Consider the following 26330-nt stretch of genomic DNA (forward strand, 5'->3'; position numbering starts at 1 on the left):
CATTTGAAGCATTTGAAGCATTTGAAGCATTTGAAGCATTTGAAGCATTTGAAGCATTTGAAGCATTTGAAGCATTTGAAGCATTTGAAGCATTTGAAGCATTTGAAGCATTTGAAGCATTTGAAGCGGGTAAAACAAAAACACAACCCTTTTCGACCTAGCAAACCTCTTGCAAAACCAAGAATCGAAATTCCATGCACTTGCAAATCGGAGAATCTGTAGTCACTATAAGGATGGTGCTTGATTTAATTATAAAGCCTTTCCTATAAAAAAGCAAGAGCCTTAAGAAAAAATTTTTATCTTTTAAAAAACATTCAAAAACAGATTGAAACAATAAGAATTTTTCCTGTAAGCTAAGCAGGATTCGTTTGGAAAAAGAAAGAAATTCCTAATAAAGAATCTTTAAGAATTATAAGGAGGCTTCTTTATGTATGACGTCTGTATCATTGGCGCGGGAGTGATTGGCGCGAATATTGCCCGACTATTATCCCAATACCAACTTCGCATCTGCCTTATTGAAAAAGCCGCTGACGTAAGTTGTGGCTGTTCCAAAGCAAATAGTGGCATTGTTCATGGCGGTTATTCCGACAAACCAGGCACACTAGCTGCCGAGCTGTGCGTAAAAGGAAATCGTCTGTATGCCCAATTGGAATCAGAGCTGCATTTTGGTTATCGCGAAACAGGCTCCTATGTAATTGCTTTAGAAGAGGAAGACATTCCCCGCCTCAAAGCGCTAGAAGCGTCAGGACTGACCAACGGCGTCAATGGCCTTGCGCTACTTTCCGGCGAAGAGGTCTTACAAAGAGAACCCCATCTAAATCCAACCATCAAAGGAGCGCTTTACTGCGCAGAGGCTGGTGTTACTTCTCCTTATGAATTCGTCATTGCCCTAGTCGAAAATGCCATCGCCAATGGCGTTGAGCTGCGCTTAAACGCCCTTGTTACCGCCTTAGCACGTCAGCAAGATGGCTTTGAAATAACGATTAATGAAACCGAAAAGCTTAGGGCTCGTTATGTGATAAACGCAGCAGGCGCTGGCAGCGACGCCATTTCGGCCTTGCTAGGCATCACTGGCTTTAAGATCCATCCCCGGCGCGGCCAATATGTTCTCTTAAACAAAAATCAAAATCATCTTGTCTCATCAGTGATTTTTCAAGTTCCCAGTAAATTAGGCAAAGGCATTCTCGTAACCCCCACTTATCATGGCAATATCATGGTCGGCCCTAACGCGGAAGAAATTGACGACAAAGATGATGTAAGCACTGATGAAGCTACCTTAGCTTTTATTGCAGCAACGGCGAGAAAATCCTTGCCCACACTAGACTTCAAACAATCACTTACTTCTTTCGCTGGTAATCGTCCCGTCTGTAATGACGGCGGTTGGACCATTGAAGCGACAGAAATCCCCGGCTATATTCATCTAATCGGCATCGATTCGCCGGGGCTTACAGCTTCACCAGCGATTGCCCTGAAGGTACGCGGCATTTTAGCCTCTATTGGTCTTGCCCTCAAGGAAAATCCGGATTTTAATCCTTATCGCGAAGCAATTATTCATAAAAAGCCAGCCGATTTTGCTGGTAAAATTGATGGCGACTCGCCAGAATTAAATATTATCTGCCGTTGCGAAACGATTACTGAGGCAGAAATTATCGACAGCCTCCACCGCGGGATTCCTGTCACAGCGGTCGATGCTGTAAAACGCCGGACCCGAGCTGGTATGGGGCAATGTCAAGGAGCGTTTTGCCGTCCTCGCGTGAAAGCCCTGCTGGCTAGAGAGCTAGGTATTCCACTAGAAAACGTACCGGAAAATCTTTCTTCAACTCCGCCGGAAGTACGGGCCAAGCGTCTTGCTTTACTTAAATTATAAAAATTATCGACTTAAAAAATATGTGCCGCTGCAAATAAGGGTAATGCCAATAAACCGATGTAACGTAAAAGGCTCCTGAAAAATCAAACAGCCTACAGCTAAAGCAAAAATATAATTCAATGATGTAAGCGGCACCACGACACCGAGGTCGCCGCTTTTTAATATGTAAATCCACAACAACAAATCACAGGCGCTAATAATCACACCGAACATAATTAAAGGGTTTTGAATTACTTGCAAAATCAAAAGCCATATTTCATAAGGCGAATGAGGATCGATCAGATTCTTTGATCCAAACTTAATAAGAATCTCGCCTGCCGTATTAACACCACACCATAGTAAAATAAGAGTTAGTAGTCGCTTCATAATGCTCACCGCTTTTCTTGATGTTTTTTTTGCCATTCTTCCAAAACTTTGCGATCTGATTCAAAAGAATCGGCCACAAGCTCAAGCAGCTTACGCATCCACTTGTTTTTCGGATATACGGCATGCTTCGTAAAGGTAAACTCGGCGCCAAGTTCTGCTTTAATTTCAGGACTTGTCCAGCCAAAAACCACATATTTCTTACCTGTCTGCCTAGCATATTCAAGAAAATCGAACCAGCTAACAAAATAGAGATTGCAGTCACGATAAGCTGGATAAAGGGCGCCCATATATTTATCAACGAGACAATCACCCTGCTCATAAGCAAGAAAATAGCCAACGAGTTGCTCCTTCTGCCAGTACGTAAAAACAACTCCACCGGACCGACTGTCCTGAAATGCCGCGGTAAAAAACTCGCGTGACAATAAATCAAAATGAATTTCACTAGCATCATAGACTGCTTTATAAAGAAGATATAAGAGGTCTAGATTTTGTTTATCTTGAAAAAATGAATCACCTGTCCGGAACAGCCGCAATGTAACTTCACTGCGACTTTTTAATTTGCGGCGAAAATTTTTGCGACGATTTTTCGAAAATCGCTCTAAAAACTCCGCTTCGGAAGCAAAATCTATGGGAACATAGGCAGCAGCCTGGCCTTCTAGCAAAACAAAACCAGCCTTTACCAAAGTATCACAGATGGCCTGTGCCGCTTTTCTTTCTGCGTCATTAAAAAAAGGGGCATCGGCAGCTAAATCTTTAGCAATTAAATAACTGGCGCCAGTCCGATCCATAGTTTGCTGCAAAACACCGGCAAGTTCCTCCAGTGCAAAACCCGCCGGAAACAGACAAAATTCCGAGACAGTTGTACCAATAAACAAAGTATTCGGCTGCAACAGTGATTGACGCAGTCGCTGTGGCAAGAGAAAGCTTACAGCCTGAACTTTTCGCTGTAGGCTTTCATCAGCCGTAAGCAGTAAGTCAAATCGAGTTGTAAAAGCAGGCAGCTTCCGCTCCCCCAGAGAAATCGCTTCTGGAGTAAAGCCCTCTGGCGGATTATCTTGAAAAGCAGTAATTAGCGAGTTCGGTTCCATTTGAAACAAAAAATTTTTATCATCCATCCTACTATCTCCTCATTCATTCCCACCGGCTGTATCACCGTCGGCTCCATTCGCTAACAGAGACAAAAGGATCGTATTGACCTTTTCCTGCTTTTGCCAACTAGCTGTCAAGGAAAGCTTGTCGCAGGGATTAGGATGATCCCAATCGGCCAACAAGTGTTTTAAAAAATATCCCTGATAATTGCAAGGAAAACTGGCCTCGCCGGTTATATCAGCTCCAATATAAGAAAAAGACGAACCGACTGCTTCGATAAGATAGACTACATCAGTCAGTGTCAAAATACCGTTATCCCAATCTCCTGGTGACTCCTGCGCGTTTATGACATCCTTATCAAGACTGAGATATAAAGGCATTTCTTCCTTAAGGCTCGGCTCCAACAAGGTCATAATTTCCTGGTAATAATATTTTTTTCCCTTGCCGATCTCAGCTGGAATAAACAATAACTTACCAGATTGTTGTAAGCTATGCAAACTTAGCGCACGACGCAACCAGCCATATGTTTCGGTAGCTCCTACATGGACCACCTGCCGACATAAAGGCAGCTTCACGGCATGATACAGCCAATTACCGCAAGCATAACGCGGCAAAGCATAGGAACAGTCTGGATGATTGTCAAATACAAGTAAAGCAAAAGGATCTGTTAGTTTCTCCAGCGTAGCTAATGTTAAATGATGAAAATCACCAGACCCTAAAAAACGGCAGAATCCTGCCGGTGAAGCCTCTTGTAAAAGTTTAGCCTGAAAACGACGAATCGCTTCCTGGTCAGCCCAATACTGTAAGCTTGCCTGCAGGTCCCGCAAATAAATCCGTTTTATATCACGACGGAAAAAATCTAGGCTTCCATCCGTGTCAAGAATAATCGGTTCAAGCACAAGGCGCCTCCTTCGCTACAGCTAAAAAGCAAAGTTTCCGGCTTTAAATACAGGAATCTCTGTCCCGTCGGCTTGAATTCCTGTAATCGTCAGATCAGCCGTACCAATCATAAAATCCTCATGAATCAAAGAATCATTTACCCCAGCAGCAGCAAGCTCTGCTCTGGTCTTCGTTTCGCCTTCAGACAGACAAACAGGATAGGCTTTGCCGATGGCCAAATGACAGGATGCATTTTCATCAAAGAGTGTATTATAAAATAAGAGATTCATATTAGAAATTGGCGAATCATAAGGTACCAAAGCAACTTCGCCTAAATAAGAAGCCCCGTCATCGGTAGCTATCAAATTTTGCAAAACTTTTTCACCGACGCGTGCTGCAGCTTCTACAATTTTACCGTTTTTAAAGACGAAATAAAAGTCCTCAATTAAATTTCCATTATAGTTAAGCGGACGGGAACTGACAACTTTACCGTTCACACTGTCTCGCTTTGGCAAAGTAAAAACTTCTTCCGTCGGCATATTCGCCATAAATTCAAGCCCGGAAGGCGTCAGTTCAGAACCGCCAAGCCACAAATGATGTGCGGGAAGTTCAATCGTTACATCAGTTCCTAATGAATTTGTGTAGTGCAAAAACTGAAATTGGTGCTCATTCAAAAAGGACAGACGTTTTTTTAGCTGTTTCTTATGGTGATCCCAGGCGGCTACAGGGTCAGCGCAATCAATTCGTACACTTTTGGCAATCGCTTGCCACAGCTTTTCTACCGCTGTCGCTTCCGTATCCTCTGGAAAAACCTTTCGAGCCCAACTAACCGTAGGCACTGATACGACAGTCCAGGTATTGCGATTATTCATCATATTTTCCCGATATTCTCTGAGCGCCTCACTGCTTGTTTTTTGGGCCAAAGCGAGCCGCTTCGGCTCCACATCTTTTAATAAAGTTGGATCATTGGCGGCAATGCTGATAAAAGCGGCCCCCTGCTTCATATAAGACAGATAAAAATCCTGCTGCCACTGGGGAAACTCAGAAAAAATGACTTCCGGCCCTTGTTCGTAACGGATTTTCGCAAACAATTCATCTTTCCAGTTCATTACCACATCTCTGGCCCCAATAGCAAAAGCTTCCTGAGCAATCAGCCTAGCAAAAGACGCACATTCAATGGGTGTGGTAATAACGACGGTTTGATTCTTTTGCAAATTCACTCCAGCTTGTACAATCAGCTGGGCGTAGCGCTGTAAATAAATTTCGTTCATGTATACCCCTCCTTGTTCTACCAGTAAAAAAGCAAGACAGATTCCGGCGATCCAGAAACTGTCTTGTCAAATTTGAAGCAAGCGACTTTTTAATTCAATAGTTCAATCTCTACCCATTCCTGACCATATAAGCCGCTCTTCACTTCACTAATATGCACAATTCCGTCCGCTTTTAATAAAGTACTAATTAATCCCGGCTTGCCATCAATTGGCTCTGCCCAATAATCACCGCCGCGCCGCACAAGGCGAACACGAATAAAATCATCACGTCCCATGACCGAAGCAACACTGCGTGTCAGACGCGCTAAAATACGATGTACCGCTTCTGGTGGCTTTTGTCCGAGTAACAAAGCTGCGGCTGGCTTGACTAAAGCATTACAAACCGTCATAGCTGCTACAGGCTGACCCGGCAGAGCAAATACGGGAATGCGACCAATCATGGCAAAAATAGTAAGCTTACCAGGATTTACGGCAATTTCCTTAAGCAAAACGCCCTGCGTATCAAAACGTTGCAAAACCTCTAGCGTTTTCTCCCGCGCGCCAGCAGAACTTCCACCGGAAATTAGAATCATGTCACTATTCATGAGCGCTTTTTCCATAGCTCGATAGAGGGTTTCAGATTCATCTGGTACAATGCCGCACCGCTCAACCTGACAGCCCACCTGCTCCAACACAGCTCCTAATGCATAGGAATTGACATCGCGAATCTGTCCCTCACCGACAGTTCCACCCACATCGACGACTTCATCCCCTGTTGATAAAATAGCTGCCCGCGTTCTTTTATTGACCTTCACTGAACTATAGCCGCAAGCGGCCAAAGCGCCAATAAGCTGGGGTGATAGAACCTCGCCTCGCTTGGCCACAAGAACATCCTGCTTAAAATCCTCGCCGCGCAAAATCACATTTTCCTGCGCGGTTACCGGATATGGTACTAACAATCGATCCTCTACCACGCTACTGCTTGTAGGTAGCATCAGTACCGCATCAGCTCCTGGCGGCAACATGCCGCCAGTCGGAATAAGGGCTGCTTCGCCTGGCTGCAAAACAAAACCTGCGGCCTCTCCCATTCGAACCGCCCCGATAATTCTTAAGGAAACAGGCTGTTCCAAAGATGCATCTTTTACATCAGAACTATGTATGGCAAAACCGTCAATGGCAGCACGGTCAAAGGGCGGCAAGTCTTCTTTAGCAACCATATCAACAGCGGCAATCCGTCCTAGTACTGTTGCTAAAGCCACTTCTTCTACTTCAGGCTCCAAATGGGCCAGTGATTGCAATATCACTTTGAGAGCTTCCTCTAAAGCCACTCCATGATCAGGCTTCATGCTACTCCTCCTTTACCGTCTTCTAGCTACTTGTCTTATAAAGATCAATTCAACATCAGTCAGTCTATTTCCTGCGAAAAAAAGAAGCCGCCGCGCTTTCTCCATAAAGCTCCGGCAGCATAACAAATCAGTTTTTTTCCTGTTCTGTAACTTGATCCAAGTCAATATGACAATAACCGCTAGGATTTTTCTTCAAATAGTCTTGATGATACTCTTCTGCTGGATAAAAAGAGCGTAGCGGCTTTACTTCGACCACGATGGGTCTTGCATACTCAATCTGCTTCTTCTGCAAGAACTGTTCAATCACAGCTTGTTCATCAGGATCATTATAATAAATCCCCGTCCGATACTGAGTTCCCACATCATTGCCTTGACGATTTTTTACTGTCGGATCAATAATGCGAAAAAAAGCTTCCAGCAGTTGATCCAAAGGCAGCTTTTTTTCATCATAGACAACTTCACAGATTTCAGCATGGCCTGTAGTTCCCGTACAAACAGCCTCATAGCTAGGATTTGGTATTACCCCTTGACCATAGCCGACAGTAGTATCAACTACTTTGGCAAACTGTTGAAAATAGGCTTCTACGCCCCAAAAGCAACCACCAGCAAGCCAAATTTTCTTCATATGAGTTCCCTCCTCGCCTGTACTTACCAATTAAACAATTTGCGTTTATAATTCATATTAACTATCCATAAATATGAATTATCTTTTTTGTAAATATAACACGAAATATTTCTGGCGTCAAACTGGAGGAAATATACAAGCTAAAATAATGAAACTTAAAACAACGTTAAGGACCCCAAACAAAGCGGAACAAGATACGGTGCTAAAAGCGTCGTAATTAATCCCATGAAAATCATGGTAAGACTAGCCATAGCGCCTTGTAGCGAACCGCCTTCATGGGCTTTTGAAGTACCTGTGCCGTGAGCAGCAGCGCCAAGCATCATCCCCTTCGTTACGGGATTTTCAATCCGAGCTAGCTTAAATAAGGGCGGTGCAAGAAGAATCCCAATAATCCCCGTAAGAATAACAAATACAGCTGTGATTGCCGGATTACCGCCAACAGCCTCGGAAACATTAATCGCCATGGGTGTTGTAATCGACCGCGGTGCTAGACTCTCTAAGAGTTGACTGCTTAGCCCAAAATGACCAGCGACCAAAATTGATGAGATAATCGCAGCAACAGCGCCGCCTGTTACGCCAAGCAAGAGTTCTTTTAAATAGGCTTTCACCACGCGTTTGTATTTATACAGCGGAACAGCTAGCGCAATCGTTGCTGGCTGCAGCATCAAGGTAAGCCATTGGCCGCCTTGGTTATACTTTTCATAAGGGATTTGAAATAGCAGTAACGCACTAATCAATAACAGCGGACATACAATTAATGGTGACAAAAAAGTAGTGCCTGTCACTTGATAGAGTCGTTTTGATAAGCCATAAATCAAAAGAGTCGCTAAAATACTAGATAGAACGTACATATTGCCTCCTTCTGCGCCGATACTTCAAGGCGCCTTCTGTCAGCAAACCGACAGAAAGTAAAACAATTGCTGTACTCGCAATAATTGCTATTAGTAAATAAGATGCTTGGTTAAGTAATAAAGTTTGGAACCGGACAACCCCGATGGCGGAAGGAATAAAAAATAGTAGTAATTCAGAAATTAAGATGCCAGCGCCAAGCTCTACCCAATGAATCGGAATAATCTTGTATTCCAACAAGATATATAAAATCGCCAGACCCCAAATGTTTCCTGGGATCGCCAGAGGAATAATCTGAGATAGTCCATTTCCCAGCCAGCTGAGTCCGCATAATAGGATAACCTGCAGCAACATTTTGGCAAAGTTCATGTGCCGTCACTCCTTTATATTCGTTCTTTTGCTTTAACAGGTTGAACCTATTGTATACCTACTGGCAGGATAACAAAAATACATGTTGTATATAATAGCTATTACTTAAAGTTATAATATTTTTTAAAAAAAACGTAGTCACAAGGAGTTTTTATGGACCTGATTCATCTGATTTACTTTGTCGAAGTAGCCAGAAAAAAAAGTTTTACCCAAGCAGCCAAATCACTGCACGTAAGTCAACCAGCCATCAGTAAAGTGATCAAAACTCTGGAAGGCGAACTTGATACCACCTTATTGGAACGAACGGGTCGTGAAATTCTATTGACAGATACAGGCGAAGCCATCTTCGAACGAGCACAATCCATTTTAGCCGAAATGACTAATTTACGCTCAGAGCTTGCTGATATTACTGGCCTAAAACGAGGAAAACTCACCTTTGGACTCCCCCCTATGATCGGCGCCCGCTTTTTTCCGCAAATTATCAGCCGCTTTAAACAATCTTATAGTGAAATAGACATACAAATTATGGAGGCTGGTTCAAAAGAGGTAGAATCAGCGATTCAAACAGGCCTCGTAGAATTAGGTGTCGTAGCCCTACCGCTACAAGGACTTCATTTTGAAATTTTTTCGTTGCTTGATGAGCCGCTTCGCGTAGTCTTACCGCCCAGTCATGAATTAGCACAAAACAGCGAGATTCCCTTAGCTGCTTTGCATCAAGAATCATTTATTCTCTATCGTGATGATTTTTCCTTAAACGACTTAATTTTGCAAGAATGCCATAAAGCAGGCTTCGAACCCAAAATTGCCCTGCAAAGCTCGCAATGGGATTTTATTGCCGAAATGGTTTCGGCAAATCTAGGCATTGCGCTACTGCCCCACACTATTTGTCGGGAACTAGATCCGAAACGCTTTGCCATTGCCCGCCTAGGCCAGACAGTCATCCCCTGGCACCTTGCTATGATTTGGAAGCAAGGAAAATATCTATCCTTTGCCGCCAGACAATGGCTTACGGTAACTAAAAATTACTTTGCCAATGATTTAAAAAAACAGACACCCCTCCAGTACTAAGTTGGAAGCGATGTCTATGGGAATCAATACTATAAAAGAGTATTAAGTACTATTGTAATTTAGGTCGAACAAACTGGGTAGGAATAGCCTGCAGCGGGTCCTCTGGCCAATAATGCTTCGGATAACGACCTTGCAGATCTTTTTTAACAGCAAAATAAGTATTCCGCCAAAAATTAGCCAAATCACTTGTAACTTGTACTGGTCGCTGCGCTGGCGACAATAGGTGGAATGTCAAAGGAACTTTGCCGCCCAGAAGCCGTGGCGTATCAGTCAAACCAAAGAGTTCCTGCAGTTTTACCGCTAACCTGGGACAAGCGGGGTCATCGTAATGAATAAACACCTTGCGGCCACTTGGTACAAGAAACTGTTCCGGCGCATAGGTCTCCAATAACTGTCGCTGCGGCCAAGATAGCAGGCCTTCTAGCAGCGGCAGCAGTGGAATCTGATCGAGATCTGCCTGTCCACGAATGGTTCCGCAATAAGGCAGTAGCCAAGTTTCAACGGTCGCCAGCAAAGCCGGTTCGGAATAATCGGGCCAATCTTGCGGTGAATGATAATGCATAAACTCCATTCTCTGACAAAAGCGCTGCGCTGCTTTTGTCCAAGGAAGTAAGAGCTCTCCTTGCTGCAACAATTCTACCAATAGCGGTAGTAACACTTCATTTGCAGGTAGCGGCGCTGCCTGCTCCTGTAAAACTAGAGCCCCCAACCGCCGCTGCCGCCGTGTCTGAAGCACCTTGGCTGCTTTATTCCAAAGCACCTTTTCCGTTGTTTCAATAGCTTCACTACAGCATTGTTCTAATTCTGCCTCACTTAATGGTGCAGCCAGCAAAATCGAACTATCGGCTCCCTGCAATTCAAGTTCAGCAATCGCCAAATAGGCAGAATCAGCAATCGCTCCAGTAGAAGCTCCGTGACGCCAAGTTGCGCCGCTTCCTCGTCGCAGCAAATAACGTCCATTACTGCGTTGCTGCGCAATCCGATCCGGATAGGCCCACGCTAAAAGCAAGCCTGCTGCCGCCACTAGCTTCTGAGGTCTCACGGGTCCAACAAGTTGAAATACTTTCTGCAAATACTCGGCTTCCCGCGCAAGCAGCCGCAGTTCCACTTGTTGGTTTGCTTGAAATAATTCTTCTAAGAGAACACGGATATCGGCTTCCCGACTGGTTCTTTTTTGCTGCCTGGCTTGCAAAAATGCTGCTAAGTAACAAGCTTCCCTGCCAAGCTGCCAAGCAGCCGCTGCTAAAATCATATGAGATAAGCGCGGATGAATCCCAGCAGCGGCCATAGCGCGGCCATGCTCTGTCACTGTGCCCGTTTCATCCACAGCGCCAAGCAATTGCAGTAAATCCCATCCTTGCGCCAAAGCAGCGCTAGGCGGCGCATCTAGCCAGGCAAGCGAATACGCGTCTTTCGTGCCCCAAAGTGACAGCTCTAACACCAAGAAAGCAAGATCAGCTTCCAAAATTTCCGGTTTCCCCTGTAGAGCAAAGTGTTGCTCTTGTGTCTGCGTCCACAAACGATAGCAAATCCCCGGCTCAGTTCGGCCAGCTCGACCGCGGCGTTGGTCGGCTGACGCTAGCGAAACAGGAATTGTGTCTAAATAAGTTAAAGCTCGTCGCGGCGAAAACCGCGGTACTCGCATCAGCCCAGAGTCAATAACAATGCGGACCCCTTCCACAGTAAGACTTGTTTCGGCAATGGCTGTTGCTAAAATAATTCGCCGCTTGCTTTGCGGTCGCAGTATCGCTGCTTGCTCCGTCTGACTTAAGGAACCATGCAACTCCAAAACAACAAAAGTATCCTCGCTTGCCCGTATCAAAGCAGCCGCTTGACGTATTTCTTTGCGTCCTGGCAGAAACACGAGTAAATCACCGCTCTCTTCTGCCAAAGCTTGCCTCGTAACGACGCAAAGCGCCTGAAGCCAGTTTTCAGTTGGTCTATCTAAATATATCGTTGTAACCGGAAAAGAGCGGCCTTCACTAATCACGACTGGGCAGGAACCAAGCAAAGAAGCAACAGGCTGAGCTATTAAGGTTGCCGACATTACCAGAATTTTCAAGTCAGGCCGTAGTATAGCCTGACTTTCTAAGCATAAAGCCAATCCTAAATCGGCCTGTAGGCCCCGTTCATGAAATTCATCAAAAATAACAATATCCCATTCGCTTAAAGCCGGATCAGCTTGCAGCATGGGGATTAAGAGGCCTTCCGTAATCACTAGAAGGCGCGTTTTAGCACTCGTCTTACTGGCTCGGCGCATACGATAGCCCACGGTTTGCCCTACAGCTTCGCCAAGCAAGCCAGCCATATATTCGGCCGTACTTTGCGCCGCAATACGCCGCGGTTCTAGCACTAAAATCCGCATCTCTTTTGTAGCAGCTGCTAGAAGCGCTAAGGGAACTCGCGTTGTTTTACCAGCGCCAGGCGGAGCAATGAGTACGGCATTACTCTTCTGCAAAACTGCCGTTAATTCATCAAGCACCGCCTCAACTGGTAAGACAGTTTTCCCCTCACCTTGTTTCAATGTCTTTCACCCGCCGTAAAAAAGCTTCAATTTTCCCGGTCGACCCTTCTATTTCAAAATCATTGATCCATTGCCCGCCCTTTTCAAAACGAGTTTCCACCAAAGTCGCCTGAACACCACCAGCTTCGGCAAGACGAAGCACCTTCTCTTCTGCTAAAAAAGTCTTTAATGCAATGGAACTATGAATCTCTGCTTTATCCATAAACTACTCCTTTTATCCAAACCAATTAGATTAATTTGCTAAAAATCCCTATAGAAGCAAAGATAACCGTCTGTTATTCGCTACAGACGGTTATCTCACTTGTATCATCTTTCATCTTATACACGCTTTTAGCCAACTAGGACACAGTTAGGCTAAGATCGAAAAAGCATTTTGCTGTTGCTGCCACTGCTTCGGCAACATCATCATATTCACATACATTTTCAGATTGGACTGTTGAAACAAACTATAGGCGTTAGCTACATCAGAATCGCCCATCGAAGAAGCCGAACTTTGCTGATTTGCCGCCATTTGCGCCGAATTATCAGCACTCCTATGTAAAGAATTAATCATAGTTCCAGCATAAGCGCGAGAAGAACTAAGCTGACTAAGCCCTTTATCCAATGCGGCAATGGCATCATTTGCGCCGCTTTGTGTCGATACATCTACGCTTTGAATACCCAGTGCAGCCGTTGACGCATCGCTCAGCGAATAGGTCTGGTTTTGTCCGGCATTGGCGCCAGTTTGAGCAACTCTTTCACTCATACCATTGTTGGTATAAATCGTATTATACTGAGTTTGACCAGCATTCATATCCACTTGGGCACTTAACTGCCCCATTTCCTGCTGAATCATGGAACGATCTTCATCTGTTAAAGTGCCATTGGCAGCTTGCACAGACAATTGGCGCATTCTTTGCATTACGTCACTGGAATTGCCCATAGAGCCTTCTGCCGTATTCAGCAAATCAGCAGAGCCTTGACTATTAGCAACTCCCTGTGAATACCCGCTGATTTGTCCTGCCATTTTTGATAAAATCGCAAGTACAGCTGGATTATCGGCTGCCTGATTCACCTTTTTTCCTGTTGCAACCTGTTGCGCCGCTTTCTGGCTTGCTATCTGATATTGATTTGAATAAGAATAGGAGGATATATTGGAAGGAATTCGCATGATACTCACCGCCTATTATATAATGTTACTTTAAGAATAAAGGTTCTTTGTTAACCTGAAAATAGTTCAAAAGTCCTATTTATACCCCACTTGCTGTAAAGGCCTGGCTGACAATTGCTTGCGCTTCAGCCTGAATTGCTTCTAAATGATGTGGACCACAAAAGCTTTCGGCGTAAATCTTATAAATGTCTTCCGTACCTGATGGTCTAGCGGCAAACCAGCCGTTCGCTGTGCAGACCTTCAAGCCACCAATGGCCGCTTGATTGGCTGGCGCTTTCGTGAGTTTCGCTGTAATCACTTCGCCTGCCAAAGTATCTGCTGTAACTGCTGTTTCGGAAAGATTGGTCAGCACGTCTTTTTGCTTACTATTAGCCGGAGCTTCCATACGAGCGTAACAAGGAGAGCCAAATTTTCCCGTCAGCGCTTCATAATGTTTAGCCGGATCACAGCCTGTTTTCGCAATCATTTCTGCTGCTAAGAGGCATAAAATAATTCCATCCTTATCAGTCGTCCATACGGTACCGTCTTTACGTAAAAAAGATGCTCCGGCACTTTCTTCGCCGCCAAAACCAAAGCTGCCATCAAGCAAACCCGGCACAAACCATTTAAAGCCTACCGGCACTTCCGCTAAGGGCCGTCCCAAGCTCGTAGCTACACGGTCAATCATCGACGAGCTTACAAGGGTTTTGCCGACAGCCGCCGTCTTCGACCAAAGTGGCCGATTCTGAAATAAATAAGAAATCGCCACTGCCAAATAGTGATTCGGATTTAAGAGTCCGGCACTTTTAGTCACAATGCCATGTCGGTCAAAATCGGGATCGTTGCCAAAAGCAATATCGTACTTATCTTTTAATTCAATCAACCCAGCCATCGCATAGGGAGAAGAACAGTCCATCCTAACTTTACCATCAGAATCGATATTCATAAAGCTAAAAGTCGGATCAGCAAAACCGTTTCGCACCGTAATATCTAAGCCATAGCGGCTGGCAATTGGTTGCCAATAGCCCAGACCAGCGCCCCCCAAAGCATCGGCAGCAATTTTCAGTCCGGAGCCAGCAATCGCTTTCATATCAATGATCTGGTCAAGATCTTCGACATAAGGTGTAATAAAATCGTATTCTTCCATATGGTCGGCCTTACGAGCCATAGCATAGGGTAGCCGTTTTACTGCTGCATTTTTTTCTTTCAGCAAATCATTGGCATAAGCAGCAATCCACTTCGTAGCCGCCGTATCGGCAGGTCCTCCATGGGGCGGATTGTATTTAATGCCGCCATTATCTGGCGGATTATGGGAAGGCGTAATAACAATCCCATCAGCTAAACCAGTTTTTCTTCCTTTATTATAGGTTAAAATGGCGTGCGAAATACTCGGAGTCGGTGTATAGTTCCCATCCTTCGAAAGACGCGTCGCCACACCATTCGCTGCTAATACTTCTATGGCGGAAATAAAGGCAGGCTCCGACAAAGCATGCGTATCGAAACCAATAAACAAAGGGCCGTCAATGCCCTGTCTTTGGCGATAGCAGCAAATCGCCTGAGTAATAGCATGAATATGATCTTCATTAAAGGTGTAATTGAGGGAATTGCCACGGTGACCAGAAGTACCGAATACAACGCTTTGTTCTGGCTGAGAGCCATCTACCTTGTTGACATAGTAAGCACTAATAAGCCGAGGGATATGAACAAGTTGTTCTGGTAAAACTTTTTTTCCTGCTAAGGGATGAATTGACATAGTAACAACACCTCCTAAAACCTTTATTACAAAATTCGCTAAAGTTTCACTTTTTCCCTGTATTCTTAAGAATTTTTATAGCCCCGGGGCTTGCCATCAATATCATCATAAGCCTCGCGGCACTGGGGAAAGCGATTACAGCCCCAAAAAGAGCCGTTTTTTCCCTGACGAAGTTGCAAACTACCTTGTTTACAGCGAGGGCAAGGATAAAGAGGCTTTTGCGGCTGACCATCAGCATCATCATAAGTCGCCCGGCAAGCAGGATAACGCGAACAGCCCCAAAAGACACCATTTTTTCCTTGTCGTTGTTGAAGCACCCCTTGACCACAAACTGGACAAGGATGAGCACCAGCAAGAGGGGGCGAAACTTTAACTGCTTTTTGACACAACAACGTCATGAACTGTGACTGTTTTTGTAAAAAGTCGCCAAGGGTGCCTTCCCCTTGGGACATTTGCTGCAGTTTTTCCTCCCATAAAGCCGTTGAGTCAGGGTAGGTTAGTTCATCAGGCAGCATATCGATCAATAGATAGGCTCGATCTGTCGGTATTAAATACTTCTTTTTCCCCTCTGGTTTTAAAAAACCACGCTGACCTAATTCCTGAATGATCGTCGCTCGCGTCGCCTCTGTTCCAATCCCAGCCACTTCTTTGAGTTGTTTTTTTAGTTCAGCCTGTTTCACAAAGCGATGTATTTCCTTCATGGCGGCTAGCAAGGTAGCAGCCGTAAAACGACTTGGCGGCTTCGTTTCTTTCTGCTCTAGCGATGCCGCTAAAAAATCAGCCGTATCGCCTTGCTTCATCGGCGGAAGTAAGTCAGAAGCTTTATCCGCCTCATCGCCGCCTGCTTGATTTTCTTCCTCGCCAGAATTCTTTTCATCAGCAGAGTATAGGGCTTTCCAACCCATGTCGATAATCGTGCGTCCGCTTGCCGTAAACAGTTCATCACAGTAAGAAACTTCTACTTTCGTCTGTTTATAGCGATGAATCGGATAAAATTGCGCCAGGTAAGCCTGGGCAATCAAGAAATAGAGATCTTGTTCAATTTTACTTAGCTTCACTAAATTTGCCTTTTCTTGTGTCGGAATGATCGCATGATGAGCCGTAATTTTCTTGTCGTTCCAAGCGCGGCTTTTGAGCGATGCATCAGCGTCTTGCGCCCACTGAGCCAAAAGGCTAGCTCCTGTTTCCTTGAGGTTTGCTAAAATCACCGGTACATCTTCTAACTGCGATTCAGGGAGAAAATCGCAATCGGAACGGGGATAGGATGTAAGTTTTTTTTCATAGAGCTTTTGCGCTCCGTCCAAAACGGCCTGAGGATCATAGCCGAATTTTTTCCCGGCTAAAACCTGCAATGCTGATAAAGACAGGGGCAGCCGCGGTGATTCTTTTTTCTCCGTAGTTTCATAGCGTGTAATCTCGGCTGTCTCGATAGTTTTATTCTGAACAAACTTCGCCAGAAGCTTTTCTGCTTCCGTTTTGTCAACGAGTCGATTTTCCGAATCAAGCCCTAACTGTTCGTCACTAGGACGAAACTGCGCAGTAAAGCCTCCCTTTAAATGGCCAAAATCTGCTTTGATATTATAATAATCAATTGGTTTAAAATCCTTAATCTCCCGTTCGCGCCGCACAACTAAAGCAAGAGTCGGCGTTTTTACCCGTCCTACTGGCAAGGTTAGCTTGTGGCCAGCCCATTGCGCTGCCAAAGTATAGGCACGCGACAAATTCATACCAATCAGCCAATCAGCCCGTGCTCTCGCTAAAGCAGACTGCTTTAGATTAAAAAAAGCCTGATTTTCTTTCAAGTTTCGTAAAGCTTTTTTTATGCTTTGCTCATCAAGGGCATTCAGCAAGACTCGCTTTACAGGTTTTTCATTATGGACATAATCTAAAATTTCGTCAATCAGCAGTTGCCCTTCCCGATCCGGGTCACCAGCATGAATAATTTCCGTAGCTTCGCCCAACAAACGGGCAATCACGCCAAACTGCTTCTCACAAGATTTCTCAATAAGAAGCTGCCACTCCTGCGGAATAATCGGCAAATCTTCCATACGCCATCGTTCATATTTCACATCATATTCGCCAGGCTCAGCCTGACGAAGAATATGGCCATAGGCCCAAGTTACCGTGCCATCGCCGGTAATGAAGTATCCATCAAGACGGCGCAGCGGCCCTGGTAAACATTTGGCTAACTCCAAGGCCATACTCGGCTTTTCTGCAATATACAGTTTCAATCCATTCTACCTCAACTTTTTTTCTACTTCGATCAGCCTGTTCATTTTATCTTGTATTGCCGCAGCTGTACAGTCTTGCGGTCAATAACCTGTTCTTCTTTACTTCTCACTTAGCGAAAGGATTCCTCTTTTAACAGGATTTTAACGCACGAAAAGCGAATCATTATATAATGAAATCTGTAGTAAATCACTTTTTGACGCCAGCTACATAATCGCAGCTTCGCTATCCAAGTAAAAAACACCTCTGCTGCTCTCGCAGTCAGAGGTGCTTCTATTCCCAGCAAACCCGTTTAGATAATCCCTTCGATTTTTAGCAAGGTTTGCGCAATGATCGTAGAAAACAGAAATGTCCCGGTATATACGGCCAAAGCTACTATAATAATCCGCCACGACATCTTTTTAAACATGGGCAGATCCTTGCCTACAGACAGACCGGCATAGGCCAGTATGGTTGTACAGAGGGCCAGAAAATCCACTTTTGCCGTATAGGTGGCAATCAGTTGGGCAATGGGAGAAAAAGGCATAGAAACAAGAATGGCTACAATCGAAATCCAAAAGACTAGCGGCAATTTAACAGGCATAATATGGGTTACGCCAATTCCAACTAAGGTGACAGCCAACAGTAAGCCATAGCCAATCGCTGTATCTAGGAGCGAGACATGGTAGCCAATGGAGTTGCCTAGAATTGTAATAATACTTGTGATCAGAAAAATAATTAGCGGCTCTTTCCATTTCATAGGGCTCTCTCCTCCTTTGTCTGCTTTTTCCCTAGAATCGGCGATAAAATCTTATAAAGATAGTTTGTGACAGGCAAAGACACGAAGAGACAGAAATAAATTCCCACAATCGTTGTCAGCAAATTACTCGCGCCAGCATACATTAAAATCTCATTGGCATATTCGGGAAAAACAGCTTTAATCGCGCCAGAGGCGGCTGCCATCATACTGCCTGACCCAAGGCCTGCTCCCATGGCCAATGCATAAGGATGAAAAATCTGCAGCGCTGCCATATAACCGGCTAAAAGGCCAATCCATACCGCCCCAAAGACAGTACCGCAAATATAAACAGCCATAACCCCGCGGCCTTCCGGCGAATTCAAACCATATTTTTCGGCGATAATCGCAATATTGGGTTCTCGGTCAATCGAAAAGGTAGCGCCGACTGATTCGCGGCCAAGGCCTAAGAGCAACGCTAGCGGCAAACCTAAAATGACCGTTCCAAAGAAATGGCCCAATTCTTGCAGTGACAAAGCGAGTCCTGAATGAGCCAATTTAGCCACAGACGGCCCAATAATTACGCCGAGTTTTGTAACTAGCAGCAAAGTAAGCAGCGTCATAACTTTTGATGCATAAGTCATTTCCTCTACTTTCATTACCTTAAGACGAGGCCAACTGATAATTCCGCCGAGAATCATGGCGTAAAGCATGGGCAACAGCATTAAAACACCAGGTCCTAAAGGGATTTTTTTGGTACCAATGCCTTCGCAAATTACTACTAAAATAAGAGCGCAAAGATGAACTTTCCAATTTTTAATAACTTCCACTCTGATTCCTCCTTATCAATTTTTATTTTACTGTCAAAAAAAAGAGCACTTTGATTGTATAATTAGAAGAAACATTTGTCAATTGCAAACAAACATTTTTAGGAGATGATTTTCATGTCACAGGAAGAATTAAAGAAAAAAGTCTGTCAAAGTATTGACGAACATAAAGAAATAATCTATTCTCTGGCTGAATCAATTGCGAAAGAGCCTGAAATGGGCTTTAAAGAAACCAAGACGTCTGGCAAAGTTGCCGAACTTTTTACGAAATTTTCAATTCCACATAAAACAGGTCTAGCGCTGACTGGCGTAAAGGGACTCCTTACAGGTAAAAGCTCCAAACGAAAGATAGCTGTTCTCGGCGAACTTGATGCCGTCACCTGTTTCGATCACCCCCTCTCAGATCCCCAGACAGGCGCGGCTCACGCCTGCGGCCATCATGCCCAAGTTGCCGCGATGGCTGCTGTGGCAATAGGTCTTAAGGCATCAGGTATTATGGCTGAGTTAGACGGCGATGTGGTTCCCTTTGCCGTTCCGGCGGAAGAATATGTAGAAATTGAATATCGCAACCGCTTGCGACGCGAAGGAAAAATCGGCTATTTAGGCGGCAAAGCCGAGCTCATCCGTCTTGGCGCTTTTGATGATATTGATATGGCTATGATGATGCATTTAACTACAACAAGTGATGAAGGCCGCAATATTTGCGTCGGCGGATCAAGCAATGGCTTTATTGGCAAAATGATTCGGTTTATTGGCCGCGAAGCCCATGCGGCCGGTGCGCCTGAAGAAGGTATTAACGCCTTAAATGCTGCTTTGATTGCACTAACAGCGGTTCATGCCCAAAGAGAAACATTCCGTGATGAAGACCATGTACGGTTTCATCCTATATTTACCAAGGGTGGCGATTTGGTAAACGTAATTCCTTCTGATGTGCGCTTAGAAAGCTATGTACGTGCCAAAACCCTACCTGCCATGCTTGACGCGAACAAAAAAGTCGACAGAGCGCTACAAGCGGGCGCCATGGCTGTGGGGGCTCAGGTAGAAATTACGGATCTTCCTGGCTTTCTGCCACTCATTAATGACCCTGATTTAACAAAACTATTTCAAACCAATGCCGCTTACCTCGTCGGCGCGGACCACGTTCATTCGCTGACACATCATGCCGCAAGCACCGATATGGGTGATTTATCACATCTCATACCAGTCATTCATCCTTGGGTCAGCGGCATAAAAGGGCAAGCTCATGCCCGTGATTTTGCTGTAACTGATCGGGAGATGGCTTATCTTATGCCAGCGAAAGCCATGGCTATGACAATTATCGACCTTCTCTATAATCAAGGAGAAACTATCGAAAATTGTCTGGCTGCTTATAAACCGGCCATGACGAAAGAAAGCTATCTTACTTTTATGAATTCCATTGAAAAAAAGAACTCCGGTGACTAACAGAAAGGAATTTACAACAATTATGAAATCCAATATGTTTTTACTCCTAGCCGCCTTGATTTGGGGCTTTGCCTTCGTAGCCCAGCGCGTCGGCATGGATCATGTCGGTCCTTACACCTTTAATGGTATTCGTTTTGCTCTGGGAGCGCTCTCGTTAATTCCACTCCTGTTGTTCCTACCCAAAAACGAGTCTGTGACAGCTGAAAAATCAGGCACAAAAATTACGAAACCAAGCGCTGTAAAAATTGGGCTCTTAGCTGGCTGTATTCTCTTTCCAGCCGCTTCGCTGCAACAGATCGGCCTGCTCTATACTACAGCAGGCAAGGCCGCCTTTGTTACCTGTCTCTATATTGTTCTTGTGCCTATTCTCGGCATCTTCTTGAAACAAGCAACGACAATCAATACATGGATCGGTACTGCCCTGGCAGCCTTTGGCTTGTATTTTCTCTGCGTTAAAGAAACCTTGACTATTTCACCTGGCGATTTTCTCGTTCTAATCGGCGCCCTCTTCTGGTCCTGCCATATCCTGCTAATTGATCGTTATGCTGGTCATATTGACACAGTCAAACTGGCCTTTGTACAATTTTCCACCTGCTCACTGTTCAGTCTTCTTGCCGCCTTGTTCCTTGAGAACATTACCTGGCCTGGCATTCAAGGCGCAGCGGTCCCTCTTCTCTACGGTGGCGTCTGCTCAGTTGGCATTGCTTATACGCTGCAGATTGTCGGCCAAAAGGGAGCCTCTCCCAGTCATGCCGCAATTATTCTCAGCATGGAAACCGTATTTGCAACACTTGGCGGCTATCTGATTTTAGATGAAAAATTGGGCTTTACGGAATGGATTGGGTGCGCCCTTATGTTTGCTGGCATGCTCATTTCGCAGCTAAAGGTTTTTCACTTTAAAGAAAAACTAAACCATTCCCATAGTTCTTCCAAAGCATAAGTCTACTTACACCAAAAATGCCCCACTCGCACTGATTTGATATGAAGCAATGCCCTTTTTCCCAAGGAAAAATCCCAAGGCTCATCTTCTTGAACCCGCTCGATCATAAGCCCACTTTGCTTAAGCGTCTGACGCCACTCCGGTTTCGATAAAAAACAAACGCCGCAACCAGCTGTATTAGCACCAAATCGGCGTAACAACGGGGCCAGCTTCGTCTGAGAAGTGAGCGAAAAAATTAAGTGGCTGGGAAGGTTATGGAACAAAATCCCCTCATAGAGATTTTCAAAAATAGACATTCGCCCATCTTTTGCCAGTAACCCTTTTCCTAAGCGAAGGGCTGCCACGATATTTTGGCGCGTAGCCTGATAAGAATCAGCTACTAAGTGATGAAGCAACCAGTTGCAAAAAACAATATCGACTGATTGTATATGTCGAGGAGCCTGTTCTATGGAGTCAAAAATAAGCCTTTTTCGCTCATGAGGCCGATTTTCTTTGATTAAGTAGGGCGAATTATCAATAAGAGTCCCGCTAGCTTGGGGAAAAGCCGCCAAAATACGATCCGTAAAAAGTCCGTTGCCACCGCCTAAATCAGCAAAAGAGAATTCTTTATTTCCCCACTGTTGTTCAATAGCTGACACTACCATCTGCCAAGTCGCTTCTGTTACATAGTCTTGATTAAAGTTTTTGACACTTTCCTCGTTAAGCTTCTTTAACACAGCATTTCGCCCCTTTTGAAATTACATTTTTTTCCATATAAAGAATATCATACTATGCTTTATTTGTAAAATTTTTACTTATGCAATAACAAAACAAGCTGTCCCGTCTTCTTTTTAGCAACAAAAAAAGTGACGAGACAGCTTGTTTATTTTCAAGAACGAAAAGGTCTTCTATTCTTCCAAGGAATAGACAATTTTGCCGCCGAAAAAGGTCATTACAACTTTCACTTTATCAATTTCGGTCGGAGCCATTGTAAATAGATTGTGATCAAGTACAACCAAATCAGCCTGCTTACCTACTTCAATGGAACCAATTTTGTCTTCCAAAAAGAGCAGATAAGCACCGTTAATAGTAAAGCTGCGAATCATATTGCGCACCGAAGCTCTTTCCTGACGATTTAACAAATACTCAGGTGCATCAGCGTCGCTAATATCGGCAACACCATGCAGTACGCCATTATCAATATTGCGCGTTACACCAATATCAATAGCCTGAAGCGGATTCGGTAACAGAGTCGCCGGATAATCCGAAGAAGAAGCCACTGTAACACCAGCAGCAAAAAAGCTCTGCAGCGGAAACTCCTGTTCCGCCCGACTTCCTAGCAGCTGATAATCGACTTTTTCCCACCAATTGGGTCCTTTAAAGTGCCAATAAGGTTGAACGCTGGCAATTACGTCAAGTTCCTTAAAGCGAGCGATATCCGCGGCTGCCACTAACTGCAAATGAGTGATTGTATTGCGGCAATCAGTTTTTCCTAATTCCTGCCGTACCTTCGCCAAAGCATCAAGAACAAACTGGGTGGATCGATCGCCTGTAGAATGAACGTGAATTTGCAGACCCCGCTGATTTGCCGCATAAAAGGCCTGAAACAAAGCCTCCTTATCCCATAAAAAGCGACCGTAATCAGGCTCCTCCGTATCATATTTCTGTTCATAAGGCGTTAAAAGACAACTCGTCCGACCTTCTACTACTCCATCAGTAAAAAACTTGGCTGTTGTCACTGCCAAATGCTCCGATCGAAACCGTTGCTGCCAGTCAGAAATAACGCCAAGCTGCAAGGCAAGATCTTCTTCCGCCCTAATTGTAGCAGCACCACGAACATGCAGCAGAAGCTCGCCATTGGCTTCCATATCTTGAAAAGCCGTAAAAATTGTTTCAAAAACTTGACTCGATAAGGCAAGAATACTCGTAATCCCCAAACGATGCATTTTTTGCTGAAAGGCTTTTAAGGCGATCTTATACTGATCCAAAGTATACTCAGGCAAAGCAACGAGTCTCATGGCGCTTTCTTTCAGCGTTCCCCAAAGCTGGCCTGTTACAGGATCTCGTTCAATGAGACCGCCTTCTGGCGCTACCGTCGCCTCAGTAATGCCATTGACCTCAAAGGCCTTCGAGTTCAGCCATAAAGTGTGTCCATCATGAGCTCTAAGAATAATCGGACGATCACGACTGACAGCATCAAGATATTCCTTGCGCGGCCCTTTTGCCAGTTCCTCCCCCGACAAATCTCCCCAAGACCAGCCGCGGCCATAAATTGCTTTCATCTTAGGTTGCTTATCCCGAAAAACAGTTACAGCTGCAATATATTCCTCTATACTATGACAAGCGTGAAGCTGTACTTCATAAAGCTCAAGCAAGGACAATCCTGGCGGATGAAGATGCGTATCGCTCATGCCAGGAATTACAAATTTCCCTTGCAAGTCAATGACCTTTGTATCCGGCCCCTTATAAGCAATCGCAGCCTCATTTGTACCGACAAAAATCAAACGTTGTCCGGCTATAGCAACAGCTTCGCTCATCGAATCTTTTCCATCAGCTGTATAGATCAAGCCGTTTAGGAGAAGTGTATCAGCCTGCAGAATTGTTGTCATACTTAACAGCCTCCTTTTCCCGCAAACGGCAAATTGTGTATGTCCTATTATAACAAAAAAAAGCTGTCTTCTTAAGAAAAATTTCAACTATATATTGTGACTTAGTAAAAGACCGCCACAACATACAGTGAATTTTCTTTTGAGAAAACAGCTTCGCCGCTAGACTTTTTAATAAGCAGCTGTCAGTCCTAAATGCTCCATTACTTGGAAAAATTTCTCAACGTCAATGGGCTTCCAGGCAAAAGCCGCACAGTCGGCTTCTTGCGCGCTCAAAATAGTTTTTCTGTCATTCAGCGCAGTTGTAATAATCACCTTCGTTTTATGAGGGGTAGTTAAAAACTCATTTTGCCGCTCAATTTCCCGAATCGCCCGAAGCGCTTTCAGGCCATCAAGCTTTGGCATCATAATATCAAGACAAAGCAAATCATAAGGCTTACGCTCCTTTAGCGCTAATAAGAAAGCGTCAAGTACTTCAAACCCGTCGACAACGGTATCACACTCACCGTATCGGGCTAATAGTTTACTCATAAAAATGCGACTGGCCAAATCGTCTTCTGCAATCAAAATCCGCAATTTTAACGCAACCTTTCTCCTCGGAAATTCAAGCTCACACACTTTAAGACGACCGTTTCGCCGCTGCATTCACCAGCAGTTGCGGAATCTGTCCCAGTGGTGCTTGTCGACTTACAGCACCAATGTCATAAGCTGCTTTTGGCATTCCATAGACAACAGATGTTCTCTCATCTTGCCCGATTGTCATCGCGCCAAACTGTTTCATTTCAAACAAGCCTTTAGCACCGTCATAGCCCATTCCAGTGAGAATCACACCAATAGCAGCGCTACCGACGGCTTCGGCAACAGACAAAAAAAGCATATCGACAGAAGGACAATGGCCATTTACCTTGGGCGTCCGTGAAAAAGCAATCCGATAGCTGCCTTGCTGCCGAACGACCTGCATATGACGTTCACCGCCTGGCGCAATGAGAACTTGTCCTGGAACAATTTCATCCCCGGCCTCTGCTTCCTTCACATTTAAAGCACAAGCGCTATCAAGCCGTTTGGCGTACATAGCCGTAAATACAGGCGGCATATGCTGTACAATTACAATACCAGGCATCCGCTCAGGCAAGGCATGAATAATCTCATAGATAGCCTCTGTCCCGCCAGTCGAAGCGCCAATAGCAATTAGGCGACAGTCGCCGCTAGTCATAGCATTTACCGGCGTACTGAACAAATCATGCCGCGGCCCTACTTTAGCCGTAGAAGCAATTTTAACTTTTAGAATCAGCTCACGAATAAATGCAGGCAGGCTCTGAGAACTTTTTCCGTCAGGTTTTGTCACAAAATCAACAGCTCCAGCGGCCAAGGCGTCAAAAACATGCTCACTCACCGAACTAACAACGACAACAGGCAAAGGATATTGCGGCATCAGACGCTTTAGAAATTCAATGCCATTCATCTTCGGCATCTCTACGTCCAGAGCTAATACATCAGGCTCCAAGGCCAAAATTTTGTCTCTGGCAATAAAAACATCGGCGGCCGTACCAACGACTTCAATACCAGCATCAGCGCCAATCCCCCTAGCGATCGTTTCGCGAAATACGAGAGAGTCATCAATAACTAAGACCTTTACCCGTTTCGCCACAGCCTTCGCCTCCTATTCCTTCCGGTAAACGGCAGGCATAATATATTTATAGTGCGTATCTTGGCGAGAAAGCGACTCAGAATGGCCAATAAACAAGTAACCGCCAGATTCTGTCGCCTCGTAGAATTTACGTACGAGCTCATTTTTGGTTGCTTGGTCAAAGTAAATCATTACATTACGACAAAAAATAACATGAAATTTTTTACGGAAAGGAAAGGGATCCATCAAATTAAACAGACGAAATACAACTTCCCGCCGTAATTCTTTAGCAATTTGAAAAGTGTCGCGATTGACTTTTTCAAAATAATTAAGCCGCCAACTAGCAGGAATTTGCTGCACCGCATCATTGTCGTAAAGACCTTGTTCGGCCTGTTCGAGAACTTGAACCGAAATATCCGTAGCCAACAATTGTCGATTCCATTGATACTTCTCTTCCGCAAAAAAGTCAGCTAAGAGCATAGCTAGAGTATAAGGTTCTTCGCCGCTGGAACAACCGGCGCTCCAAATACGCAAATCTTTATTTTTTACAACTGACGCCAGATAAGGCAGTACCTGCTTTTGAAAATATTCAAAATGGCTGATTTCCCGCATAAAAAAGGTATGGTTTGTCGTAACTCGATTGACAAGTTCCGTTAGCTCTCGTTTTGTCGGATCGCGAAACAATGCTTCGAGATAGTCCCGAAAACTGGTAAAACCTTTTTCCAGCAGCATACTGCTTAAACGGCCTTCAATTAAGTTGCGTTTTTTCGTAAGATTAATCCCATACTCACTTTGAATATAATCTGTCAACGCCTTAAATTCCTTATCGCCGATGACTAACATGATCCCA

General features: G+C 44.6%; 24 protein-coding genes. 4 read left to right on the forward strand and 20 right to left on the reverse strand.

The features are described from left to right. The first annotated feature begins 427 nt into the window (after nucleotides 1-427). A complete protein-coding gene (locus AC0NJP_RS16410; protein ID WP_474700476.1) occupies nucleotides 428-1867 on the forward strand; it encodes an FAD-dependent oxidoreductase in 1440 nt (479 codons plus the stop codon). A gap of 3 nt (nucleotides 1868-1870) precedes the next feature. On the opposite strand, the gene AC0NJP_RS16415 is transcribed toward AC0NJP_RS16410, so the two are convergent. The 8 genes from AC0NJP_RS16415 to AC0NJP_RS16450 all read right to left on the reverse strand — a co-directional run bounded on the left by AC0NJP_RS16415 (nucleotide 1871) and on the right by AC0NJP_RS16450 (nucleotide 8640). Continuing rightward, nucleotides 1871-2233 (reverse strand): EamA family transporter, encoded by a 363-nt coding sequence (locus AC0NJP_RS16415; protein WP_474040027.1) that lies wholly within the window; start codon nucleotides 2231-2233, stop codon nucleotides 1871-1873. Nucleotides 2234-2238: 5 nt separating this feature from the next. Further along, the gene (locus AC0NJP_RS16420) at nucleotides 2239-3348 is read right to left on the reverse strand and encodes a GNAT family N-acetyltransferase (RefSeq protein WP_474700477.1); all 1110 of its coding nucleotides are present in this window, start codon (nucleotides 3346-3348) and stop codon (nucleotides 2239-2241) included. 12 nt (nucleotides 3349-3360) lie between these two features. Beyond that, complete coding sequence (locus AC0NJP_RS16425) at nucleotides 3361-4221, reverse strand: arginase family protein (RefSeq protein ID WP_474700478.1); 861 nt, start codon at nucleotides 4219-4221, stop codon at nucleotides 3361-3363. A gap of 21 nt (nucleotides 4222-4242) precedes the next feature. Further along, nucleotides 4243-5472 carry an aminopeptidase gene (locus tag AC0NJP_RS16430; RefSeq protein WP_474700479.1) on the reverse strand — a complete coding sequence of 410 codons (1230 nt, stop codon included), beginning with the start codon at nucleotides 5470-5472 and terminating at the stop codon, nucleotides 4243-4245. A gap of 89 nt (nucleotides 5473-5561) precedes the next feature. After that, nucleotides 5562-6797: a molybdopterin molybdotransferase MoeA gene (locus tag AC0NJP_RS16435; RefSeq protein ID WP_474700480.1), complete on the reverse strand. Its 1236-nt coding sequence runs from the start codon at nucleotides 6795-6797 to the stop codon at nucleotides 5562-5564. Between the two features lie 127 nt (nucleotides 6798-6924). Next, nucleotides 6925-7422 (reverse strand): peptide-methionine (S)-S-oxide reductase MsrA, encoded by a 498-nt coding sequence (gene msrA / locus AC0NJP_RS16440; RefSeq protein ID WP_474700481.1) that lies wholly within the window; start codon nucleotides 7420-7422, stop codon nucleotides 6925-6927. A gap of 155 nt (nucleotides 7423-7577) precedes the next feature. Next, nucleotides 7578-8273, reverse strand: a complete 696-nt coding sequence (locus tag AC0NJP_RS16445; protein ID WP_474700482.1) for an LrgB family protein — start codon at nucleotides 8271-8273, stop codon at nucleotides 7578-7580. Further along, nucleotides 8257-8640, reverse strand: coding sequence for a CidA/LrgA family protein (locus AC0NJP_RS16450; RefSeq protein WP_474700483.1), 384 nt, complete (start codon nucleotides 8638-8640; stop codon nucleotides 8257-8259). The genes AC0NJP_RS16445 and AC0NJP_RS16450 overlap by 17 nt, the downstream gene beginning before the upstream one ends. A 153-nt stretch (nucleotides 8641-8793) precedes the next feature. Here AC0NJP_RS16450 and AC0NJP_RS16455 point away from each other — a divergent pair, with 153 nt between their 5' ends. Continuing rightward, a complete protein-coding gene (locus tag AC0NJP_RS16455) occupies nucleotides 8794-9708 on the forward strand; it encodes a LysR family transcriptional regulator (RefSeq protein ID WP_474700484.1) in 915 nt (304 codons plus the stop codon). A gap of 49 nt (nucleotides 9709-9757) precedes the next feature. Here AC0NJP_RS16455 and hrpB read toward each other — a convergent pair whose 3' ends face one another. The 7 genes from hrpB to AC0NJP_RS16490 form a co-directional block, all read right to left on the reverse strand. Next, nucleotides 9758-12232: an ATP-dependent helicase HrpB gene (gene hrpB, locus AC0NJP_RS16460; RefSeq protein WP_474700485.1), complete on the reverse strand. Its 2475-nt coding sequence runs from the start codon at nucleotides 12230-12232 to the stop codon at nucleotides 9758-9760. Beyond that, nucleotides 12219-12434 carry a hypothetical protein gene (locus AC0NJP_RS16465; protein ID WP_474040037.1) on the reverse strand — a complete coding sequence of 72 codons (216 nt, stop codon included), beginning with the start codon at nucleotides 12432-12434 and terminating at the stop codon, nucleotides 12219-12221. The genes hrpB and AC0NJP_RS16465 overlap by 14 nt, the downstream gene beginning before the upstream one ends. A 147-nt stretch (nucleotides 12435-12581) precedes the next feature. Continuing rightward, nucleotides 12582-13382, reverse strand: coding sequence for a flagellin N-terminal helical domain-containing protein (locus tag AC0NJP_RS16470; RefSeq protein ID WP_474700486.1), 801 nt, complete (start codon nucleotides 13380-13382; stop codon nucleotides 12582-12584). Nucleotides 13383-13461: 79 nt separating this feature from the next. Next, nucleotides 13462-15114 (reverse strand): phosphoglucomutase (alpha-D-glucose-1,6-bisphosphate-dependent), encoded by a 1653-nt coding sequence (gene pgm / locus AC0NJP_RS16475; RefSeq protein WP_474700487.1) that lies wholly within the window; start codon nucleotides 15112-15114, stop codon nucleotides 13462-13464. A 65-nt stretch (nucleotides 15115-15179) separates the two neighbouring features. Next, the gene (locus tag AC0NJP_RS16480) at nucleotides 15180-17345 is read right to left on the reverse strand and encodes a DNA topoisomerase 3 (RefSeq protein WP_474700488.1); all 2166 of its coding nucleotides are present in this window, start codon (nucleotides 17343-17345) and stop codon (nucleotides 15180-15182) included. A gap of 290 nt (nucleotides 17346-17635) precedes the next feature. Continuing rightward, nucleotides 17636-18082, reverse strand: a complete 447-nt coding sequence (locus tag AC0NJP_RS16485) for a hypothetical protein (RefSeq protein WP_474700489.1) — start codon at nucleotides 18080-18082, stop codon at nucleotides 17636-17638. Beyond that, nucleotides 18079-18888: a DUF3100 domain-containing protein gene (locus tag AC0NJP_RS16490; RefSeq protein WP_474040042.1), complete on the reverse strand. Its 810-nt coding sequence runs from the start codon at nucleotides 18886-18888 to the stop codon at nucleotides 18079-18081. The genes AC0NJP_RS16485 and AC0NJP_RS16490 overlap by 4 nt, the downstream gene beginning before the upstream one ends. Before the next feature lie 114 nt (nucleotides 18889-19002). Between AC0NJP_RS16490 and AC0NJP_RS16495 the strand changes: the two genes are divergently transcribed. Beyond that, a complete protein-coding gene (locus AC0NJP_RS16495) occupies nucleotides 19003-20328 on the forward strand; it encodes an amidohydrolase (protein WP_474700490.1) in 1326 nt (441 codons plus the stop codon). A 22-nt stretch (nucleotides 20329-20350) separates the two neighbouring features. Continuing rightward, nucleotides 20351-21268, forward strand: coding sequence for a DMT family transporter (locus tag AC0NJP_RS16500; protein ID WP_474700491.1), 918 nt, complete (start codon nucleotides 20351-20353; stop codon nucleotides 21266-21268). Nucleotides 21269-21270: 2 nt separating this feature from the next. Here AC0NJP_RS16500 and AC0NJP_RS16505 read toward each other — a convergent pair whose 3' ends face one another. The 5 genes from AC0NJP_RS16505 to AC0NJP_RS16525 all read right to left on the reverse strand — a co-directional run bounded on the left by AC0NJP_RS16505 (nucleotide 21271) and on the right by AC0NJP_RS16525 (nucleotide 26323). Beyond that, nucleotides 21271-21984 carry a class I SAM-dependent methyltransferase gene (locus tag AC0NJP_RS16505; protein WP_474700492.1) on the reverse strand — a complete coding sequence of 238 codons (714 nt, stop codon included), beginning with the start codon at nucleotides 21982-21984 and terminating at the stop codon, nucleotides 21271-21273. Between the two features lie 171 nt (nucleotides 21985-22155). Continuing rightward, complete coding sequence (locus tag AC0NJP_RS16510; protein WP_474700493.1) at nucleotides 22156-23856, reverse strand: amidohydrolase; 1701 nt, start codon at nucleotides 23854-23856, stop codon at nucleotides 22156-22158. 168 nt (nucleotides 23857-24024) lie between these two features. Continuing rightward, entirely contained in the window at nucleotides 24025-24429 is a 405-nt protein-coding gene (locus AC0NJP_RS16515) for a response regulator (RefSeq protein WP_474700494.1), read from the reverse strand. 43 nt (nucleotides 24430-24472) lie between these two features. Beyond that, nucleotides 24473-25501: a protein-glutamate methylesterase/protein-glutamine glutaminase gene (locus tag AC0NJP_RS16520; protein ID WP_474040048.1), complete on the reverse strand. Its 1029-nt coding sequence runs from the start codon at nucleotides 25499-25501 to the stop codon at nucleotides 24473-24475. Nucleotides 25502-25513: 12 nt separating this feature from the next. Further along, nucleotides 25514-26323: a CheR family methyltransferase gene (locus AC0NJP_RS16525; RefSeq protein WP_474700495.1), complete on the reverse strand. Its 810-nt coding sequence runs from the start codon at nucleotides 26321-26323 to the stop codon at nucleotides 25514-25516. Nucleotides 26324-26330: the final 7 nt, after the last annotated feature.

This window comes from Pelorhabdus sp. sgz311002 (assembly GCF_056134285.1).

Bases quoted from the DNA above. Each gene is read 5' to 3' on its own strand.
- AC0NJP_RS16410 (WP_474700476.1), top strand. From the start codon at position 428: ATGTATGACGTCTGTATCATTGGCGCGGGAGTGATTGGCGCGAATATT.
- AC0NJP_RS16415 (WP_474040027.1), bottom strand. From the start codon at position 2,233: ATGAAGCGACTACTAACTCTTATTTTACTATGGTGTGGTGTTAATACG.
- AC0NJP_RS16420 (WP_474700477.1), bottom strand. From the start codon at position 3,348: ATGGATGATAAAAATTTTTTGTTTCAAATGGAACCGAACTCGCTAATT.
- AC0NJP_RS16430 (WP_474700479.1), bottom strand. From the start codon at position 5,472: ATGAACGAAATTTATTTACAGCGCTACGCCCAGCTGATTGTACAAGCT.
- AC0NJP_RS16435 (WP_474700480.1), bottom strand. From the start codon at position 6,797: ATGAAGCCTGATCATGGAGTGGCTTTAGAGGAAGCTCTCAAAGTGATA.
- msrA (WP_474700481.1), bottom strand. From the start codon at position 7,422: ATGAAGAAAATTTGGCTTGCTGGTGGTTGCTTTTGGGGCGTAGAAGCC.
- AC0NJP_RS16445 (WP_474700482.1), bottom strand. From the start codon at position 8,273: ATGTACGTTCTATCTAGTATTTTAGCGACTCTTTTGATTTATGGCTTA.
- AC0NJP_RS16450 (WP_474700483.1), bottom strand. From the start codon at position 8,640: ATGAACTTTGCCAAAATGTTGCTGCAGGTTATCCTATTATGCGGACTC.
- AC0NJP_RS16455 (WP_474700484.1), top strand. From the start codon at position 8,794: ATGGACCTGATTCATCTGATTTACTTTGTCGAAGTAGCCAGAAAAAAA.
- AC0NJP_RS16465 (WP_474040037.1), bottom strand. From the start codon at position 12,434: ATGGATAAAGCAGAGATTCATAGTTCCATTGCATTAAAGACTTTTTTA.
- AC0NJP_RS16470 (WP_474700486.1), bottom strand. From the start codon at position 13,382: ATGCGAATTCCTTCCAATATATCCTCCTATTCTTATTCAAATCAATAT.
- pgm (WP_474700487.1), bottom strand. From the start codon at position 15,114: ATGTCAATTCATCCCTTAGCAGGAAAAAAAGTTTTACCAGAACAACTT.
- AC0NJP_RS16485 (WP_474700489.1), bottom strand. From the start codon at position 18,082: ATGAAATGGAAAGAGCCGCTAATTATTTTTCTGATCACAAGTATTATT.
- AC0NJP_RS16495 (WP_474700490.1), top strand. From the start codon at position 19,003: ATGTCACAGGAAGAATTAAAGAAAAAAGTCTGTCAAAGTATTGACGAA.
- AC0NJP_RS16500 (WP_474700491.1), top strand. From the start codon at position 20,351: ATGAAATCCAATATGTTTTTACTCCTAGCCGCCTTGATTTGGGGCTTT.
- AC0NJP_RS16510 (WP_474700493.1), bottom strand. From the start codon at position 23,856: ATGACAACAATTCTGCAGGCTGATACACTTCTCCTAAACGGCTTGATC.
- AC0NJP_RS16525 (WP_474700495.1), bottom strand. From the start codon at position 26,323: ATGTTAGTCATCGGCGATAAGGAATTTAAGGCGTTGACAGATTATATT.